Below are 18930 nucleotides of genomic sequence, written 5' to 3'. Positions count from 1 at the left end.
TTGTGTTGTGAGTTTTAGTTCTAACTTGTTGTTTTTATTAGTTAAAAATGACAGTGCTGTCATTATCGAAGGCGCTGTTTTAAAAATTAGGGACATATTCCCGCATGAGAAAATGTGAATGAAATCTGACTTATTTTTTATTGGAATAGACGGTGGCGGTACAAAGTGCCGAGCTCGTCTAGAAGACAGCAATGGCATGCTAATTGGCGAAGGTATCAGCGGGCCTGCCAATATTATGCGCGATAGTGTCCTGGCACAGCGCTCAATGGTTGAGGCTATTGAAAAAGCGATTGCTGCATCAAGGCTCTCTATTGGTAAAGAGCAGTGTGTGGTCGGCGCTGGTCTTGCCGGTGCTAACATTGCGCAAGCGGCTGAACAGTTTAGTTGTTGGTCACACCCTTTTCATCAAATGCATGTACTTAGCGACCTGCACGCTGCCTGTTTAGGGGCGCACAACGGGCAAGCTGGCGGAGCAATTATTACGGGAACAGGGTCGTCGGCTACATGTTGGAACAACGGTGTGTTTACCGACATTGGCGGCCATGGATTCCCCATTGGCGATGTGGCAAGCGGGGCATGGCTTGGCTTAAAAGCCGTGCAGCATACTTTGCTCTGTTTAGATGGTTTACGCCCAGAAGACCAACTGTCGGCAACAATTTGTAAGGCGCTTCACACGCAAAATGCAAACGATATTGTTAGCGTATGTGCCACCTTCAATACCCATCACTTTGCCGCGCTGGTAGAGCAGATGCTGCCACTTCTTTATATGTCGGTAGACAGTGTGGTGAGTCTTTTTAAAGAGGGGGCAAGCTACCTTGAGCGCGTGGCGAACGTGCTGCTAGCGAATAACGAATGCTCGCTTGCCATGATTGGCGGATTAAGCACCATCTACTCTCAGCATCTTTCTAGCGATATACAGGAGCGCACTGTATCGAGCAAGTCATCGCCCCAGCAAGGCGCACTATTTTTCGCTAAAACTCGATTTTCCGATCTTCAATCCTCACACTTAACAGGTGAATAATGAATTCTTCAGTAATGGCTACAGAAGCCAGAGAAGCTCCTTTGGTAATACAGCATCAGTTGTCTAGCAACGATGACAACGTAAAGCGAATTGCCGATAAGCTTCGCAGTATTAACCCTCAACTCATCTACATTATTGGGCGCGGTTCCTCGGATCACGCTGGGGTATTTGGTAAATATTTATTTGAAACTGAGCTGGGTATACCCGTATGTAGCGCAGCCCTTAGTATTGCTGGGGTATTTAATAAGCAATTAAACCTAAACAACGCAGTGGCTTTTGTAATATCACAGTCGGGAAGAAGCCCAGACATTTTAAGGCAAGCCGAATCTGCCAAAAAGGGCGGTGCGTTTACTATTGCTATTGTGAACGATGAAACGTCGCCGCTAGCCCATTTGGTCGATGCGGTTATCCCCATCTCTGCTGGCGAAGAAAAAGCCGTAGCCGCAACTAAAAGCTATCTAGCGACGCTGTCTGCGCTGTTACACTTGTGCGGACACTGGGGTAAAAACGATGAACTACTTTCATCGCTACAGCAATTGCCAGCTAGCTTAGATTCAGTGGTGAGTGCCCCCATGCAGCTAACCACTGAGTTTCTAAGGGCAACGCGAAACACCATTATACTGGGGCGCGGCTTTGGCTATGCTATTGGTCGTGAAGTGGCGCTTAAACTAAAAGAAGTGTTAGGCATTCATGCTGAGGCCTTTAGTAGCGCAGAGTTTATCCACGGCCCGGTTACATTGGTAGAACAGCAACTCAAGGTAATTTCGTTACTTGTTAACGATGAAAGTGAAGCACTGCACAGGGCCATTATTGGAGATGTAATAGGCCGCGGCGCTCAATGTACTGAAATAAACGCAGGTAGCGCGATTACTACTGCCAGAGCGATTACTACTGCTAGAGCGATTACAGATAGTGGCCTTCACCCTCGTTTGCTACCCTTGCTAATAATGCAGCGTTTCTACTTAGATATTGAACATATTGCGGTGGAGATGGGGCTTAACCCAGACACGCCGCCAGGGCTTAATAAGGTAACGAAAACACAATGAAAAAAACTATCTATGTCGATTCACTCTTAGTCAACGCTGAATGGAAAACTCAGCAAGTGATGATTGTTGAAGACGGCACTATTTCTGACATTGTCGATGCTGCTAAATTCGCTACCGGCAGCGAAATGACTGCAAACAGTAAACACCTCGCTAGCATGGTGAATGTTGACGAGCGTATTGAAGGAACGGTTATACCTGGCTACGTAGATACCCAAGTGAATGGCGGTGGCGGCGTTATGTTCAATCATGCCCCCACACTGGAAAGCTTAAATATTATCGCTGATGCCCATGCGCAATTTGGCACTACGAGTTTGTTTCCCACGCTTATCACCGATGACTTTGCCACCATTTGCAGCGCTGCCGACGCTATATCGCAGGCTATACGCTTAAATCACCCCTCCATCATGGGCGTTCATTTTGAAGGGCCGCATTTGTCGGTAGCGAAAAAAGGGGTTCATAAAGCGGCTCATATCAGATCAATTTCTGATGAAGAGTTGGCGGTGTACACGCGAAAAGACATTGGCCAAGTTATTGTTACCGTGGCGCCCGAAAATGTGTCGCCTGAGGTCGTTCAAATCCTAGTTAAAGAGAATGTGATTGTTGCGCTAGGCCATTCAAATGCGCCATATGAGGTGGTACAGCAAGCCCTTGATGCTGGTGCTACTGGGTTCACCCACTTATTTAATGCCATGTCGCCATTAACCTCTAGAGAGCCAGGCATGGTAGGTGCTGCACTTTTATCTGATGCCGTTTGCGGGCTGATTGTTGACCATCAACACCTTCATAAAAAGTCGGCAGAACTCGCCTGCAAAGTAAAAGGGGAAGAGGGCATTATGCTTGTCACCGATGCCATGGCTCATGTTGGGGGAGCACAAGACACCGTTGCCTTCTTTGATACTGAGATCACTCGAACGGGGGAGAAGTTAACCACACCCGATGGCACATTAGCCGGCAGCTGTTTAGATATGCACTCGGCGCTACGTCATTGCGTTAATGATTTAGGCATCACGCTAAAAAGTGCCAGTGTAATGGCAAGTACCACGGCGTCTTGCTTCACTCGCACTCAGCGTAACATTGGGCAGTTAGTAACAGGGGCTGCCGCTAATTTTGTTGTACTTGATGAGCAGCTTCACCTTAAACAAGTGTGGCAGCACGGCAATATCTTAAAGAGAGCATAATATGACCCTACATGCCCAAACAAGCGTGGCGCCGCCAAGCGGCCTAGCGCGCTACACCCCAATAGTAAGTATTGGGCTACTGTTTTTTATATTTGGTTTTATCACCTGGCTTAACGGTGCGCTTATTCCATTTTTACAAATGGTGTGCGAACTCACTGAAATTCAAGCCTTGCTTATTGCCTTTTGTTTTTACATTGCCTACGTGGTGATGGCGCTACCAATGGCGAAAATACTTGAGAAAACAGGCTATCAAAAGGGCATGAGTTTAGGGTTGGGTATTATTGCTCTTGGGTGTGCGCTGTTTGTACCTGCTGCCCTAAGCGCATGGTTTCCCATATTTTTACTCGCGCAATTTGTTGTGGGCAGTGGCTTAACCATACTGCAAACCGCTTCTAACCCTTTCATCGTGCGATTAGGCAGTGAAGAAAGCGCGGCTGCGCGAATAGCGTTTATGGGGCTTTTAAACAAAGCCGCTGGCGTATTAGCACCCATTATATTTACCGCGCTAGTGCTAAATGGCTTACCTGATGTGAATCAGGAAATGCTATCTGCAATGGCAGAGCAAGATCGTGCGGCGTTAATTAACGATATGTCGGTGTCTCTTATACAGCCTTACATAGGAATGGCTATTGCGCTTGCAGTGCTGGCGCTAGGTTTTACAAAAATTAATTTACCCGCCATTGGGGAAGGCAATTCTGAAAAAAACTCTGAACAACACTCTGACCAGAGTGGCAATGCAGACAGTAGCCTTAATACCCCGCAAGCTGACAAACGTATTTTGCAGTTCCCTCACTTGGTGTTGGGCGCAGTCAGTCTATTCTTTTACGTAGGGGTAGAGGTAGTGGCTGGCGACACAATAGGTTTGTACGGTTCATCCCTTGGTGTTGATAACGCGACGACGTTAACCTCGTACACAATGGTAGCTATGGTAATTGGGTATGCCATTGGTTTGGTGTGTATTCCTCGGTTATTCTCTCAGCAGGCGGCGCTGCTTGGCTCTGCTGTTACTGGTGTGCTATTCACCTGCGCCATTCTGTTTGCATCAGATAGAAGTACTTCAATTTCAGATACCTTATGGGGCTGGGCTGGAATTCAGGTATTGCCAAACAGCGTAGCGCTTATCGCTCTGCTGGGTTTTGCTAACGCATTAGTGTGGCCTGCTATTTGGCCGCTGGCTCTCAATAATTTAGGTAAATATACCGCGCAAGGCTCTGCGCTACTTATTATGGGAATAGCCGGTGGCGCCATATTGCCAATGGTATATGGCGGTGCAAGTGAGTGGGTAGGCGGGCAGCATGCCTACGCTATTATGTTGCCTTGCTACTGCTTTATTGGCTACTACGCTATTTGGGGAAGTAAAAAGCAAACTTGGTAAGCGGCTAGCTTGGTGAGGCGCAGTTTTGTTAAGTGGCAGTCTTGCTAGGTGGCTGTCTTGTTGAGTGGCAATTTGTTAAGCGAAAGGGCGGTGGTGAGAACGAGTGGCGAATGTGCGTGGCCAAAAAAGTATCGAAAACTTTGCCCTTAGTATTTGAACTTTTGAAACTCACTATTGCCCGACGTATTGTAACTGTCAAAAACTGCAACTGGCAAAACCACAGTTACCAACAATTGGCTAGGTGGCTTGTATTTAAACAATATGTTTATGGCTTTATTTTTTAAAGGGTACAGCTCATCGGGTTAATTGACATTCACGAAATGACAAGGAGCTTTAATGAAGCTTATTACGACAACATTGCTCACCGCCGCCTTAACCGCAGGACTAAGTGCAGGTGCAGCCATTGCACAGGAAACAAATACACAAGCCGTAAAAGCTCAAGAACAGCAGAGCGCCACACAACAGGTGCAAATTTCTGAAAAGCAGGTAGATCAGTTTGTTGATGCCTATTTAACAGTTCAGTTAATAGGGCAGAAGTATCAGGCAGAAATTCAGGCCGCTGGCGATCAGGCAAAAGCCAAAGATCTCCAGCAAGAAGCCAGAGAAAAAATGCAAACCGCGATTTCCGACAGCGGTATAGCCATGCAGAAATACCGTGAAATTTCTCTTGCCGCTAATCAAGACGAGGCATTACGAGGCCGCATTTCCGAAAAGCTTACCGTAGAGCTAGAGTCGCGCCAGCAGGCCCAAAACGTCGACAGTTAAGTCGCATCGTATTCACGCATTCTCAATAAAACGCTGCATCAATATGTAGCGTTTTTTATTTTGCGCTATCTATTTTTCTCTATTGTCAAACCTGCTCTGTAAACTTTCTCTAATCTTGCTTAACAGGTTCTCCTTGAAGGCTCTTCTAAAGCCCTTTTACAGCTATTCTAAATCCCTTATCAACCCCTCTTATGAATATAACGTTTCCTAATGTTCTTAAGTAACCACATCAGGTTTTCAAATGTAGTGATAAGAATTATCAATTTGTTGCGCGATTGTTACCTATCTATACTCATAGTCGTTTTCTATCTTTCAACAAGAGTAAAGTGGAATGTCTAACACCACCGCCCTACATGCGAAGCACCTAGAAGCTGGTGCCAAAATGGTCAACTTTTTCGGCTGGGATATGCCGATTAACTATGGTTCTCAAATTGAAGAACATCACGCCGTGCGCCAAGACGCTGGTATGTTTGATGTGTCTCACATGACCATTGTTGACGCGAAAGGCCCGCAGGCAAAAGCGTATCTTCAATACCTATTGGCAAACGACGTTGCCAAGCTGAAAGACAAAGGCAAAGCCCTTTACAGCGGTATGTTGAATGAAGAGGGTGGGGTTGTTGATGACCTTATCGTGTATCACTTTGACGAAACCAATTACCGCTTAGTGGTTAACTCAGCCACTCGCGAAAAAGATATGAACTGGCTGTTGAGCAAAGCGGAAGGTTTTGACGTAACCATTAACGAACGTTCTGAGTTCGCGATGATTGCAGTACAAGGCCCGAATGCAAAAGAAAAAGCGGGAACGCTTTTCAGCGCGGCGCAAAAAGAAGCAGTAGCCGGCATGAAGCCATTCTTTGGCGTACAAGCTGAAGACCTTTTCATTGCAACAACAGGCTATACCGGTGAAGCGGGCTACGAAATTATGGTGCCAACGGCGCAAGCGGCAAGCTTTTGGCAAAGCTTGCTAGACGCAGGCGTTAAGCCTTGCGGCCTAGGCGCACGAGATACATTGCGTTTAGAGGCTGGCATGAACCTTTACGGCCAAGATATGGATGAAACTATATCGCCACTTGCCGCTAACATGGGCTGGACAATTACCTGGGAGCCAGCAGACAGACAGTTTATGGGTCGAGAAGCATTAGAAGCGCAGCGTGAGTCGGGTACCGACAAGCTTGTTGGCTTGGTAATGACTGAAAAAGGCGTACTGCGCCACGGCCTAAAAGTAAAAACAGACAGCGGCGAAGGGGTTATCACTTCAGGTACGTTTTCACCTACATTAGGCCACTCTATCGCCATGGCACGAGTACCTAGCAATGTGGGTGACACAGTAGAAGTGGAAATGCGCAAAAAGTGGGTTACAGTAAAAGTGGTTAAGCCCTCCTTTGTTCGCAACGGAAAAAGTGTTTTATAAGTTTACGTCTCAAGTTTGTAAAATTGACAAAGATTAATAGGAACGATTATGAGCAACATCCCAACTGATTTACGTTATGCCGCTACCCACGAATGGGTTCGCTCTGAAGGCGACGGTGTTTTTACTGTAGGTATTTCTGAGCACGCACAAGGTTTACTTGGCGACATGGTTTTCGTTGAGCTACCTGATGTGGGTGACGCGGTAACCACTGGCGACGACGTGTGTGTTGCTGAGTCGGTTAAAGCGGCTTCTGATGTTTACACGCCAATTACGGGTGAAGTAATAGAAGTTAATGCAGACCTAGAAGACTCACCAGAGCTAGTAAACTCTGACCCATACGGCGAAGGCTGGATGTTTAAAATTAAAGCTGAAGACCCTGCAGAAGTAGAAAGCTTGCTTGACGCAGAAGGTTATGAAAACAGCATTGACGAAGAGTAATTCGTTACGCTGATAGAAAGATACACAGTTGAAAAAGGGGCATGAATAACATTCAGCCCCTTTTTAACTTTTAGATTTAACGACGCCCTTGCGGCAACCATTAAGAGTGCTTAACAACGTTATGTCGAATACTTCTCCTACATTGGCTCAATTAGAGCAAAAAGATACGTTTATCCGCCGTCATATTGGCCCGGGTAAAGGCGAAATTGAAGAAATGCTGTCTGCCATTGGTGCTAGCTCATTAGATGATTTAATTGAGCAAACCGTACCGGCAGGTATTGCGCTACCAGAACCGTTAAAATGCGGTGAAGGTGCGACAGAAGTTGAAGCATTAAGTGAATTAAAAGCGGTTGCGGCGAAAAACAAAATTAACCGTTCGTTTATCGGAATGGGTTACTATGATACCCACGTACCGAACGTAATTTTGCGTAACGTGCTAGAAAATCCAGGTTGGTACACGGCGTACACGCCTTATCAGCCAGAGATTGCGCAGGGGCGTTTAGAAGCTATTTTGAACTTCCAGCAAGTAACCATCGATTTAACAGGCCTAGAGCTAGCTTCTGCATCATTACTAGATGAAAGCACAGCAGCAGCCGAGGCGATGGGCCTTGCCAAGCGTGTATCGAAAAACAAAAAAGCGAATATCTTTTTTGTGTCTGACGATGTGCACCCACAAACACTAGACGTTGTGCAAACTCGCGCAGAAATGTTTGGTTTTGAAATTGTGACTGGCCCTGCAGAAGAAGCCGCAGAGCACGATGTGTTCGGTGCGCTTTTACAATACCCAACTAGCACGGGCGAAATTAAAGATATTTCTGACATTATTGCCGCCGTACAAGCGAAAAAAGGGATTGTGGCAGTAGCGGCAGACTTAATGAGCTTAGTTATGCTTAAGTCGCCTGGCGAACTAGGCGCAGACGTTGCACTAGGTAGTGCGCAGCGCTTTGGTGTACCAATGGGCTATGGCGGTCCTCATGCTGCTTTCTTCGCCACCCGTGAAAGCTACAAGCGTTCATTGCCAGGGCGTATTATTGGTGTAAGTAAAGACACACGCAATCGCCCAGCACTGCGTATGGCACTGCAAACTCGCGAGCAACACATTCGCCGCGAAAAAGCGAACTCAAACATTTGTACCGCGCAGGTATTACTTGCCAACATGGCAAGTTTTTACGCCGTATACCACGGCCCGCAGGGCTTAAAAACCATCGCCGAGCGCATTCACCGTTTTGCTGACATACTTGCTACCGGCCTTACACAAAAAGGCGCTAGCAAAGGCGTAGCCCTTAAGCACAGCACGTACTTCGATACACTCACTGTAATGGTTGAAAACAAAGAAGACGTACTCGCAAAAGCCTATGCCAATGGCATGAACTTACGTTCAGATTTAGACGGTGCAGTAGGCGTAGCGTTAGATGAAACTACTACTCGCGAAGACATTCTTGCGTTATTCAACGTTATTTTAGGTGATGATCACGGTTTAAGTGTTGAAGACCTAGACGCAGAAGTAACTACACAAGGCGTTAAGTCTATTCCAGAAGAGTTAGTGCGTACTAGCGACATTTTGACTCACGAAGTGTTCAATAAGTATCACTCTGAAACTGAAATGCTGCGTTATATCAAAAGCCTTGAAAACAAAGATTTGGCATTAAACCATTCAATGATTTCATTGGGCTCTTGCACCATGAAGCTAAACGCGACGGCAGAAATGATACCCGTAACCTGGGCCGAATTTGGGCAATTGCACCCGTTTGCGCCACTTGATCAAGCCGTAGGCTATCAAGAAATGATTGCAGAATTAGCTGAGTGGCTCATTGATGTAACGGGGTACGACGCACTTTCAATGCAGCCTAACTCAGGTGCACAGGGCGAATATGCTGGCCTATTGGCTATTCAGCGTTACCATGAAAGCCGCGGCGACAGCCACAGAAACGTATGCTTAATTCCAAGCTCTGCCCACGGTACTAACCCAGCTTCGGCGCAAATGGTTAGCTTAAAAGTAGTGGTAGTAGCGTGTGATTCAAACGGTAACGTAGACCTTAACGACCTTCGCAAAAAAGCGGAAGAAGTGGGCGACAACCTATCGTGCGCAATGATCACATACCCGTCTACCCACGGTGTATATGAAGAAACGGTGAAAGAAATATGCGACATCGTTCACGAGCACGGCGGCCAAGTTTACATGGACGGCGCTAACATGAACGCGCAGGTGGGTATTACCTCACCAGGCTTCATTGGCTCAGACGTATCGCACCTTAACTTGCACAAAACGTTCTGCATTCCACACGGTGGCGGCGGCCCAGGTATGGGGCCTATTGGCGTTAAATCGCACCTTGCACCGTTTTTACCTAATCACACCGTGATTAACGTAGAAACAGCGGGTAAAGACTGCGGCGCGGTAAGCGGTGCACCATGGGGTAGTGCGTCTATTTTGCCTATCAGCTACATGTACATCAAAATGATGGGTAGCGAAGGCTTACGCCGTGCAACTGAAGTGGCCATTCTTAACGCGAACTACGTGGCTAAGAAGCTAGAAGGGCACTTTGAAATACTTTACAAAGGCAACAACGACCGTGTAGCCCACGAATGTATTATTGACCTTCGTCCATTAAAAGAAGCCAGTGGCGTAACCGAGCTAGACATTGCTAAGCGCTTAAACGACTACGGTTTCCACTCACCCACAATGAGCTTCCCAGTGGCAGGCACATTAATGGTAGAGCCTACCGAGTCTGAAGCGAAGTACGAGCTAGACCGCTTCATTAACGCCATGATTAGTATTCGCCAAGAAATAGCGAAAGTGGAAAGCGGCGAATGGGATGCAACAGATAACCCACTGCACAATGCACCGCACACGCTAGCTGACATCTGTGACAGCGACTGGAACCGCAGCTACGACCGCATGCTAGCGGCGTACCCAGCACCAGAAGTACACAGAAACAAATTCTGGCCAACGGTAAACCGTATTGATGACGTATACGGCGACCGTAACTTAATTTGTTCTTGCCCAAGTATAGAGAGTTATATTGAGGGGTAGGTAGGTGTCGAAGTACTGATACTGATTTGAGAGGCGAACCGTTTGGTTCGCCTTTTTTGTATCACAAAGGTATGTGACGGATAGTGGTCGTTCATATTTTGAACTGTGTTAAGGGCAGACCTATTATGTTCTTTTACAACGTTGACTCACGACTTAAAGACCTTCGAGATGCTAGTTTATTGACTCGCTGTATCGGCATAGCAGAAGGTCGTTGACGAATTCAAAACGGTAAAAGTGGTTCACATAAATTAACTCTAACCCCTTTTAGTTCCAATTTTCTGTCTCAAAAATGTTAACGGCTTATCCAATCTAGTATTTTCTGGTTTACCAGCTCTGGCTCTTCTCTATGCAGGAAATGGCCAGAGTTTGGTATTAACTCCCACTGATAGTCTGCTTCATTGGTGAAAAACTCCTTTGCTCGCGGAAGCATCTCTTTGCGCATATCACACTCTCCGCATAGCACCTTGGTAGGGGTAAGAATTGGGTTATCTAGCTTTTCAAACAGTTTGGCCAGATTTGGGTCGCGATACTTTTTCTGAATCGCTGAACGGTAATAGGCCAAAGTATGTTCAAATGATTGTCCCCAACGCATGCTTTCCACAACCTGATCAACATGCTCTCTGTCTTTAAAATCTGGGGACCAAAGTCGCCACAAAAACTTTAGGAACCAACCCTTGGTCGACCGAATGATAAGTTCAGGTATCACGGGTAACTGAAACAAAAACCAATGAAAAGAACGAATACAATGTTTAGGATGTTTTCTGAGAGTGCGTTTAATTTCCGATGGATGGGGGACAGCCATAATCATAGCTCTCTTAAATCTTTCAGGAAATGCACCTAGTAAGCCGTAACTGATTGCAGCTCCCCAGTCTTGTCCTATCAAGAAGGTGTCTTGACCATCATCTAGTGAATCTGCCAATGTGAGTATGTCTAGAGCCAGCGTTGCTCTGTCAAAGAAACTGTTTGCACTCACTTGAGTTGGCGCATAACCTCGGGTAAAGGGGGCTACTACCCGATAACCATTCTGACTCAGAAATCGAATCTGGTGCTCCCAGCTATATGCATTGTCAGGGTATCCGTGAACTAAGATGACCAACGGCCCATTGCCCGCCTCCAAATAGCAATATTTAGCACCATTTAGATTCAATTCCTTTATATCGGCATAATTGATCGGTTTTAAGCCAATGTTTTGTTCAATCACTGTTTTATGACTCTAAATCAGTTGCTAATGATTACAGCAGTATATTGCAAAGGAAATATACAAACTGTCGCCCAAATTACAGTCGACAGCTCAGCTTCCTTTCAGTAACAAAATCAGCGTAGAAAACTTACTGCATATCTATGATTTTAAATATTTAATTTTACTTGAAGTAGCGAAACAATAAGTTGAACTGCTACTCCTTCTCTCTTGTCCAAGAGCCTCGGTCTATAGTCCACGACTGTTTAGATGATGAAAATTAACAGCAATTACAATCGGGGTCAGAACGAAGTTAAATTATTCGTGATGAAACCTGCTGAGGACAGGTTCGCTGAAACGTATTATTTGCCACCAAGTTTACCGTTCAAACAGAAAAGTTATTGAGTCCGCTTTGGGCGTGGAGCCGAAGTAACAATCAAACAATGTGTAATGACCACTTCTGGCAAATATCGGAATCAAGAGCAGAGAGTCTTGAATGTCCGTTGTTTTTCTTTAGAGAACTATAAAGGCTGTTTTAGCTTACGTCCGTTTTACGCTCGCAATAGTCGTTAAAATAAGAAACAAATAGCCAAAACTACTTATTCCTCTTCACCGCTCTCAATCTTCTTGCGTAAATTAATTAACCGCGTCTTATAGGCACTATTTTCAACATTCTCTTTATAGCTCATTGTCAAAGCTTTCTCTCTCATTTTGAGCGCAATAGCTAAATCGCCTTTTGCCTCATATCCATCTGCCAAGCTGTCGTAGGCATCTGCTTTGTTTGGAAAACTTGATACGTTTTTCTTGAAAATCGCAATGGCAGATTCAAAGTCTTGCTGCTTCAGCGCGGCATAGCCAGCGTGATTTACCGCTTTATATTCTGGTTTTGCTTGAAAGTTATATTTTTGAGAAAGGTCTTTGTAGTACTGCTGTATCGCAGGAAGGCCTTTTTGTATTAGTGAGCCTGAAGGGCGTAGCGAGTTCAATTGCTTTTGAAGGGCCAAGCTCATACCTGCAAGGGCCGTTGTATTGTGGCTTTCAGACGTATCTAATTCAGCATCAAAGGTAAATCCATTCCGCGTGCTGTTTTTCAATAGCTCAGAATACCGTTCAAATGTACTAAGCATATGCCCACCTTCGCTGCCCATATTTACATAAAGGTATTTATTGAGATCGCTATCGGCATTGAAAAACTTTTCTGCTTTTGGAAATATCACTTTGTCGTGCCACCACAAACTTGGGCTAAAAGCGAAGTAGGCTTGAAACATTTCGGGCCGTTCATGCAAAGCGTACACAGTGAATAAAGCGCTTAACGAATGCCCAGCAATAATTGCGTAGTTGTTGGTACGATAGTTCGATGCAACATAAGGCTTTAGCTCTTGTTCTAGAAAATCTAAAAAGTTGTCTGCGCCACCTGATACTCCCCACTCGTTATAGCTTTCATCATAAGTAGGTGTGAAATCTCTTGCTCGTTCAGTGTTTGTAATGCCTATAACAATCATTTCCTGCGCCATACCAGACTGATTCAGCAGGTCTAGCGTACCAACGGTATGTGCGAAGTTGCGCTGACCGTCCAGCAAATATAAAACAGGGTAAGTGGTGTCTTTATAGCGTGCATAATTGTTGGGTAGGTGAATAAGCAAATCTCGTGACTCATTCAGTACTTCTGAGGTTATCGTTATAACTTCCGCATTGCCTCGTACTTTAGCATTTACGTGAAAGCTAAGGCTCAATACTATGCCAATCAAAATGCTGGAGAGCTTTTTATTCATTTGAAATTCCTTTTTCACGGTGATGGGGACAGGTTCTGTTATTTAAAATCAAAAACTTAAGCTGTCACAGATGTCTAAAGTTGTCAAAAAAATGCCGAGTGATTGATGCGTTTTCTATCATAGCGGAAGGGGCCATGTCATAGTTACTGCAATGGATGTCGCGGCAGCTGTAGATTTGTTTATTAGGTTATAAAAAAGTTCCGACTTAACTTTTTTACCTCTGGACTTTATGGCACCAAATTAAACATTCTCACATCGCCTTCAGCATAAATCTCACATTTATTACTAACGTTATGTTTATACCGGTACTGTTCACATTGACTAAGTGCTAGCTGGTTGGCTTCATGTTGGGAGGGTTTATTAACCACATAGAAGTATGCGTAGGCTCCATTGTCCCCTAAGGCAAGCGCAAAAGCCTTCTTATATTTGAAGTCAAAATATTTGTTAAAAGCCTGATTAATTTTAGCGATTCGGTTATTACCAGAGTTTTCGTTCTCTGCCGCTACATCGAGTATTTCATCCTTAAATGAAAGGGTATTTAGAAACTGCTCCGCCTCTTTGCTACTTTTGCTCTTAAAGCTATTGTATAGATTACGATAGAAATCTATTTTTTCGTCGTCATTTAAGTTGATATCAGCTAGGTGGGATTGCACAACTTCCGGCTCGGAATAGCTCAGTTTTTTTAAGAAATCAATTTTAAAGCGATTAGTATCAATATTACTTTGTTCGGATATCCACGCTAAGGCATCATCGGCTCTTTTGTTTGGCCATGCTCGCATAATATCTTTTAGCGTCTTAACTTCATTTGAAGCATTTGCTAAAAAATGGTTTGCGGCATCTTCCGGTGAATCGCTCATCCAAAAGTAAAAAGCGGTTTGTTCCAAATTTTCGCGCTCAGCGATATCTTCAATCTGATTTAAGCGTTCAAATAAAGCGGTAGGGTCTATTTTCACCCAATCAATAATCGCCGACTTTAATATCGACATATCATCTAAGCGCCTTAGTTCATTAAATAGGTTTAGATGTTCTTCGCTTGTTTCCAATTCAAAGCCTATCGAAGTCAAACTATTTTTAAGGCTGACTCCCATATCTTTAAACATTTCGAGGGTATCTATTAACTGCGGTAAATCGGCTTTAGCTAGCACATTTAACAAAGTGGAGTTTGCGCTTAAATCGATGTCTTCGTGAGCAAACTCAAGCATTTGGTTTAAATACTCAAAGCCTAGGTCAGGTCTTTTTTCAGCAATTTGTGCCTTAATGAATACTGAGTAATTTGGAAAGTCTGGCATTGGGTTGTAACGTTGTGCGAAAGCTAATGCTTGTTCAGGGGCTTTTTCTATCAATTGCGCAGTCATAATCTGATAGAGCTGATTTCGTTGGAATTCGTCGCTATTTTCGAACAACGGAGCTAACGCTAATAGTTCTTCGGTAGATAATGCTTCTAGTAATGCGACCAGTTTTAGAATTGGCTTTGCTTGTCTAGGGTTTTTTTCTATCGCAGCTAATAGTTCGCCCACTTCAGCAACAATATCTTCCATTGAACTAGGGGAGCTTTCGGACAGATTCGACAATAATTTATCTGCGGCATTGTGATTAACACTAAGCGTGTTTTTTGCCTCTAGTGACGATTCTTTATCGTTGGACGTGCTTTTTGAGTCAATAACTCTATCTGAATTTGGTGTTGCTTGTTGCGCAGTATTACGACCAACCGCAAAGGCTAACGCGGATGTGACAATGATGAGAATTATCCAATAACTTGCTTTCATGTGACCTCTCGAAGATGATTAATATAGCAGAGAGACACAATTGAATAGACAGCCCTCCTTAGCTACTAAGTGCTAAGCCTAACAGGTTTTTTTACGAGGCACACATAATTAAGCATCTTTACAAAACAGCTATTTAGCGTAAGTTTTTGTTGATAGTTTAGGGCTGCAAAATATTGCTCACCACACTTTTCAGTTAACTACACTAGAAAACTTACCCCAAGCGCGGCCATTACAATCCCTATTATAAACTCGAGTACCTTCCAGGCTTTAGGTTTTTTGAAAACAGGAATTAATAATTTTGCGCCGTATCCGAGTGAAAAGAAGAACACAAACGAGCCGAAAATTGCGTCCAAACCGAACGCAACTTGCTGCCCTTCATATTGCGTAGATATTGAGCTTAGTAACACAAAAGTGTCGAGGTACACATGCGGATTAATCCAAGTGAAAGTAAGGCATGTCATTGTAGCTGCTAAAAGACTTCCTACTTTTTTTCCTTGCGCCTGCAAAGCACAATCTATAGCAGCTAAACATAACAGGCATGCTAAAAAGTAAATAAGCGCTTTTAGGTAAGTGAATTTGGTGTAGCTTTGAAATGGTTTATGTATGTTTCGTTTGTTATTAAAATTTCATCGAAGCATACTACCAGAATGAATATTGTGCTTGAGTCGTATACAGGGATCCAAACATGCACAAAACTTTCTGCTATTTTATGTCTCGCTTACTAAGTATTGCATGCTTATCGGTGTTGGCATTGGGTGCAAACGCCAAATATTTAGAAATTTATCCAGATAAAGAGCTCATGGTGCCGGTTGATGGCGGGAAAGTGTATGTCAGGCTTAATGGCGTGAAACACACAGACGCCATTCCGGTAGTTTTTATTCACGGTGGTCCTGGTGGAACACACAACGGCTTTGTAGGTATTACAGACTTGGCCGATGAGCGCATGGTGATCTTGTATGACCAACTCGATAGCGGAAAATCTGCGCGGCCAAACGACCCAGCAAACTGGCGCGTTGCTCGTTTTGTTGAGTCCTTAGATACTATTCGCAAGCATTTAAAAGTAGAGAAATGGCATCTGGTAGGGCAAAGTTGGGGGTCTGCCATTGCCTTGGAGTACACTGCAAAATATCCACAGCACACGGTATCCACTGTGCTAGGCGGTACATTTATTTCTACGCCCCACTGGGTCATGGATGCAAAGTTGTTGATAAACGCTGCTCCTCAAACAGTACAAGACACACTTAAACAGTGTGAATCATCTCAACCGCCAGAAGCGTCTGTATGCAGTGCTGCATATAGCAAATTATATTCTGCACATTATTCGCCAAGCAAAATCGATGAAGCGATTATCGCTTACGAAGAAAACATAGGGGGAAGTGGTTTTAATCCAGTGATTTACAATGCCATGTGGGGGCCAAGTGAATTCTCGTCAACCGGCGTATTAAAACACTACGACGCCACGCATTTATTGGCCGATATCGACCCTAACAGAACACTTTTTATGATTGGTCAATACGATTCCGCACGCATTGATACCGTTCAAAATTATCTCGCGTTGACGCCCGGCGCCGAATTGGCCGTTGTACCAGGTGGTGCTCATGGAATTTACGACGACAGGCCTTTGGTAACATTGGCGTTGCTGCGAAGTTGGTTAAGGCGAAAAGATGCTGACTAGTTTGGTCGATATGTACTCTTTATGAGCCGTGGAGTTCATCGAAGGTATTTGCCTTTACTGGCGCAGTTGCAAAATTACGTGAACAGGGCTTAGGAGCGCAGGCACAAATTGGCAGCACCTACGTTGCTGATATGATCACCTCTATAAATACTTATGAAGCTTTTGGCACCTCGATAGACAACTCAAATGCACTCGCTACTTTGTTTGCCAATAGTGCTTGCACATGTGTGTGTGCCGTATTACCAAGGCGGTCGAGAGTTCACTGTTAGCGCGCAGGTATCTGTGCCTAATGCAGATGAAAGTTTGCTTCCTGCTGCCGGTAAAAAAATGCAAAGATTATTAGAAAGAACCATGAATAAGCTTTTATAAATGTATCTCGTTTTTGGCTTCTTTCGCTTTCACTTCCTTTAAAGCAAACCGTTTAATTCCCACCTGCTGTTAATCTGCTTTTAATGTTCAGTAAAAGTACTCTTAACCATAGATGTATATGCTTAATAGCATCAAATACAAAGCGACTTGCCTTGTATTATTCAATGCTATTTAGGTGGGAGTTTACTCATGAAAATACGTCCTCAATCAATAATGAAAGCTACTCTTTTAACTGCTTCAGTGATTATCGCGTCTGGCTGCGCCGCTGTAGCAAAACCCCAAATGAGTAACGATACAACCAAAAGCGCGGCTGCTATGAAGGCTCAAAGCGCGGATGATGTGCTTTTGTATTCAAACCAATGCATTACTGAACGAGAGGTAGTGAATGCACAAAAAATGTGGGGTGATGGCATTGTTAGAATTGGCAGCGTATTTTCTAAGAAAGGTGATTACTCAAACGAAGCCGCTGATTTTATTCAGGAAATGTACGGCTATGATTTAAGCAGCGTTTTATTTAAGCCCACGCTAGCGGCCAACGATCAGTTCAGATCGAGCTTTGATGCTGCACTGTCGTACTTCGTAGGTGGTAACGATGCCTACGAAGAAGATAAGGGTTTTGCCATAAAACCGTATACCAAAGTGAAGTTCGACAACGTGGGAATTATCAACAATAGCTGTCGTATGGCTGTTGCAATGGGTAATTATTATTTCACTGACACCACAGGTGGCGAAACCAAAGTGGAATATACATTTGCTTACGTGAAAGACAGCGAAGGTGATTTGCGTATTGTCGCTCATCAGTCGTCACTTCCTTATAACCCATCATCAAATTAAACCTCGCTATTAGCGCGATATGAAATTCTTCATATCGCGCTACCTCTCATTTAAGCACCATAAAGCTCATCACACCGAGGTTTCTATGCGCACGATAAAAAATACAATAACCACTATTACCGCATTATTACTACTGCTGATGTGCACCGCTGAATCGCATGCCACAACAAACGACTTTCAATCTTGGAATGCTGTGGCTCTTGCCGGTAACGCTGATAAAGCGGGCGACCTACAATTCTGGTTTGATGGGCACCTGCGATTTAAAGACGATGCCTCTAAACTGGGTGTGTCAATTTTTCGCCCTGGTGTAGGCTATCGTATGTCTGACGACCTCACACTGTGGTTAGGTGTAGCTAGAATCGCGATAGATTCAGAGGCCGGTACTGTAGAAGAAGACCGCCTTTGGCAGCAAGCAACCTACTCGCTTCGGCCATTTTTAGGCGGCAACGTGTCTGCACGAACTCGTCTTGAGCAGCGCTATCGCAACGACCAAGGTGACGACTTAGGACATAGAATTAGACAATTTGTTCGTTGGGAAAAGCCGCTAGGCGACAAGTGGTCTTTTGTTGTGTGGGATGAGTTATTCGTTACGCTTAATGATACTCAATGGGGGCAAGCAAGTGGGTTTGATCAAAATCGATTCTATGCGGGCCCAGCTTATCAACTTAACAACACATGGCGCGTTGAAATGGGATATATGAATAACTACATTCATTCGCCCGGTGCTTCTTCAGCTGAGGCTCAAATTAACCACAACCTTTCTCTTACGTTTTTCGGATCGTGGTTTTAAGGATGAACAAAAAGCAGAGCTACTTGGAGTTGCGTTTATCCAACGCGTATTGAACCGCCATTCTTGCGGCGCCTGCACCAATGCCTGATACCACAGCCCACGTGACGGCTTCTTGAAGATCGGTATTTTCACTTCCTTTATCTTTAGGAGCAGGTTCGTTAGTCACCTTTTCCCACGATTTTTGAAGTGTTTTTCTGGCCAGCATGCCTGCTGATGCAGCGGCAAGGCCAATGCCTACGGTCGTAATTAATTTGTCACTCATAGTATTCTCCTTAAATTGGT

Annotated in this window: 17 protein-coding genes; 12 read left to right on the top strand and 5 right to left on the bottom strand. The window is 44.5% G+C overall.

Annotation, left to right across the window (positions count from 1 at the left end; genetic code table 11):
- Nucleotides 1–118 precede the first annotated feature (118 nt).
- From JV36_RS0115680 to gcvP, 8 genes are all read left to right on the top strand, one after another.
- On the top strand, nucleotides 119–1021 hold the full coding sequence (locus JV36_RS0115680) for a BadF/BadG/BcrA/BcrD ATPase family protein (RefSeq protein ID WP_032097519.1): 903 nt from the start codon (nucleotides 119–121) through the stop codon (nucleotides 1019–1021).
- Nucleotides 1021–2067, top strand: a complete 1047-nt coding sequence (gene nagB-II / locus JV36_RS0115675; RefSeq protein ID WP_032097520.1) for a glucosamine-6-phosphate deaminase NagB-II — start codon at nucleotides 1021–1023, stop codon at nucleotides 2065–2067. The genes JV36_RS0115680 and nagB-II overlap by 1 nt, the downstream gene beginning before the upstream one ends.
- Nucleotides 2064–3245 carry an N-acetylglucosamine-6-phosphate deacetylase gene (gene nagA, locus JV36_RS0115670; protein WP_032097521.1) on the top strand — a complete coding sequence of 394 codons (1182 nt, stop codon included), beginning with the start codon at nucleotides 2064–2066 and terminating at the stop codon, nucleotides 3243–3245. Before nagB-II ends, nagA begins: the two co-directional genes overlap by 4 nt.
- 1 nt (nucleotide 3246) lies before the next feature.
- Nucleotides 3247–4620, top strand: a complete 1374-nt coding sequence (locus tag JV36_RS0115665) for a sugar MFS transporter (RefSeq protein ID WP_032097522.1) — start codon at nucleotides 3247–3249, stop codon at nucleotides 4618–4620.
- 336 nt (nucleotides 4621–4956) lie between these two features.
- Nucleotides 4957–5385 (top strand): DUF4168 domain-containing protein, encoded by a 429-nt coding sequence (locus tag JV36_RS0115655; protein ID WP_032097524.1) that lies wholly within the window; start codon nucleotides 4957–4959, stop codon nucleotides 5383–5385.
- A 331-nt stretch (nucleotides 5386–5716) separates the two neighbouring features.
- Nucleotides 5717–6796: a glycine cleavage system aminomethyltransferase GcvT gene (gene gcvT / locus JV36_RS0115650; RefSeq protein WP_032097525.1), complete on the top strand. Its 1080-nt coding sequence runs from the start codon at nucleotides 5717–5719 to the stop codon at nucleotides 6794–6796.
- A gap of 48 nt (nucleotides 6797–6844) precedes the next feature.
- Nucleotides 6845–7234: a glycine cleavage system protein GcvH gene (gene gcvH, locus JV36_RS0115645; RefSeq protein ID WP_032097526.1), complete on the top strand. Its 390-nt coding sequence runs from the start codon at nucleotides 6845–6847 to the stop codon at nucleotides 7232–7234.
- 121 nt (nucleotides 7235–7355) lie between these two features.
- The gene (gene gcvP / locus JV36_RS0115640) at nucleotides 7356–10265 is read left to right on the top strand and encodes an aminomethyl-transferring glycine dehydrogenase (protein ID WP_032097527.1); all 2910 of its coding nucleotides are present in this window, start codon (nucleotides 7356–7358) and stop codon (nucleotides 10263–10265) included.
- A 292-nt stretch (nucleotides 10266–10557) separates the two neighbouring features.
- Here the strand turns inward: gcvP and JV36_RS0115635 are convergent, their stop codons facing one another.
- From JV36_RS0115635 to JV36_RS19925, 4 genes are all read right to left on the bottom strand, one after another.
- On the bottom strand, nucleotides 10558–11466 hold the full coding sequence (locus tag JV36_RS0115635; RefSeq protein WP_052010339.1) for an alpha/beta fold hydrolase: 909 nt from the start codon (nucleotides 11464–11466) through the stop codon (nucleotides 10558–10560).
- Between the two features lie 575 nt (nucleotides 11467–12041).
- Nucleotides 12042–13214, bottom strand: coding sequence for an alpha/beta hydrolase-fold protein (locus JV36_RS0115630; RefSeq protein ID WP_032097528.1), 1173 nt, complete (start codon nucleotides 13212–13214; stop codon nucleotides 12042–12044).
- Between the two features lie 227 nt (nucleotides 13215–13441).
- Entirely contained in the window at nucleotides 13442–14980 is a 1539-nt protein-coding gene (locus JV36_RS0115625; RefSeq protein WP_032097529.1) for a hypothetical protein, read from the bottom strand.
- Between the two features lie 197 nt (nucleotides 14981–15177).
- Nucleotides 15178–15486 carry a LysE/ArgO family amino acid transporter gene (locus JV36_RS19925; protein ID WP_268746610.1) on the bottom strand — a complete coding sequence of 103 codons (309 nt, stop codon included), beginning with the start codon at nucleotides 15484–15486 and terminating at the stop codon, nucleotides 15178–15180.
- 179 nt (nucleotides 15487–15665) lie between these two features.
- Between JV36_RS19925 and JV36_RS0115615 the strand changes: the two genes are divergently transcribed.
- From JV36_RS0115615 to JV36_RS0115600, 4 genes are all read left to right on the top strand, one after another.
- Nucleotides 15666–16655 carry a proline iminopeptidase-family hydrolase gene (locus tag JV36_RS0115615; RefSeq protein WP_032097530.1) on the top strand — a complete coding sequence of 330 codons (990 nt, stop codon included), beginning with the start codon at nucleotides 15666–15668 and terminating at the stop codon, nucleotides 16653–16655.
- A 186-nt stretch (nucleotides 16656–16841) separates the two neighbouring features.
- Complete coding sequence (locus JV36_RS0115610) at nucleotides 16842–17024, top strand: hypothetical protein (protein ID WP_032097531.1); 183 nt, start codon at nucleotides 16842–16844, stop codon at nucleotides 17022–17024.
- A 189-nt stretch (nucleotides 17025–17213) separates the two neighbouring features.
- Complete coding sequence (locus tag JV36_RS0115605; protein ID WP_032097532.1) at nucleotides 17214–17858, top strand: phosphoribosyl-AMP cyclohydrolase; 645 nt, start codon at nucleotides 17214–17216, stop codon at nucleotides 17856–17858.
- An 85-nt stretch (nucleotides 17859–17943) separates the two neighbouring features.
- Nucleotides 17944–18648: a DUF2490 domain-containing protein gene (locus tag JV36_RS0115600; protein WP_052010340.1), complete on the top strand. Its 705-nt coding sequence runs from the start codon at nucleotides 17944–17946 to the stop codon at nucleotides 18646–18648.
- Nucleotides 18649–18667: 19 nt separating this feature from the next.
- On the opposite strand, the gene JV36_RS0115595 is transcribed toward JV36_RS0115600, so the two are convergent.
- Nucleotides 18668–18910, bottom strand: a complete 243-nt coding sequence (locus tag JV36_RS0115595; RefSeq protein WP_032097533.1) for a DUF4235 domain-containing protein — start codon at nucleotides 18908–18910, stop codon at nucleotides 18668–18670.
- Between the last annotated feature and the right edge of the window lie 20 nt (nucleotides 18911–18930).

It is taken from the genome of Alteromonas sp. LOR (genome assembly GCF_000753865.1).
In the GTDB taxonomy this organism is placed as follows: Bacteria; Pseudomonadota; Gammaproteobacteria; order Enterobacterales; family Alteromonadaceae; genus Alteromonas.
The sequence above is the reverse complement of the archived record's forward strand: the minus strand, read 5'-3'. Positions and strand labels throughout refer to the sequence as shown.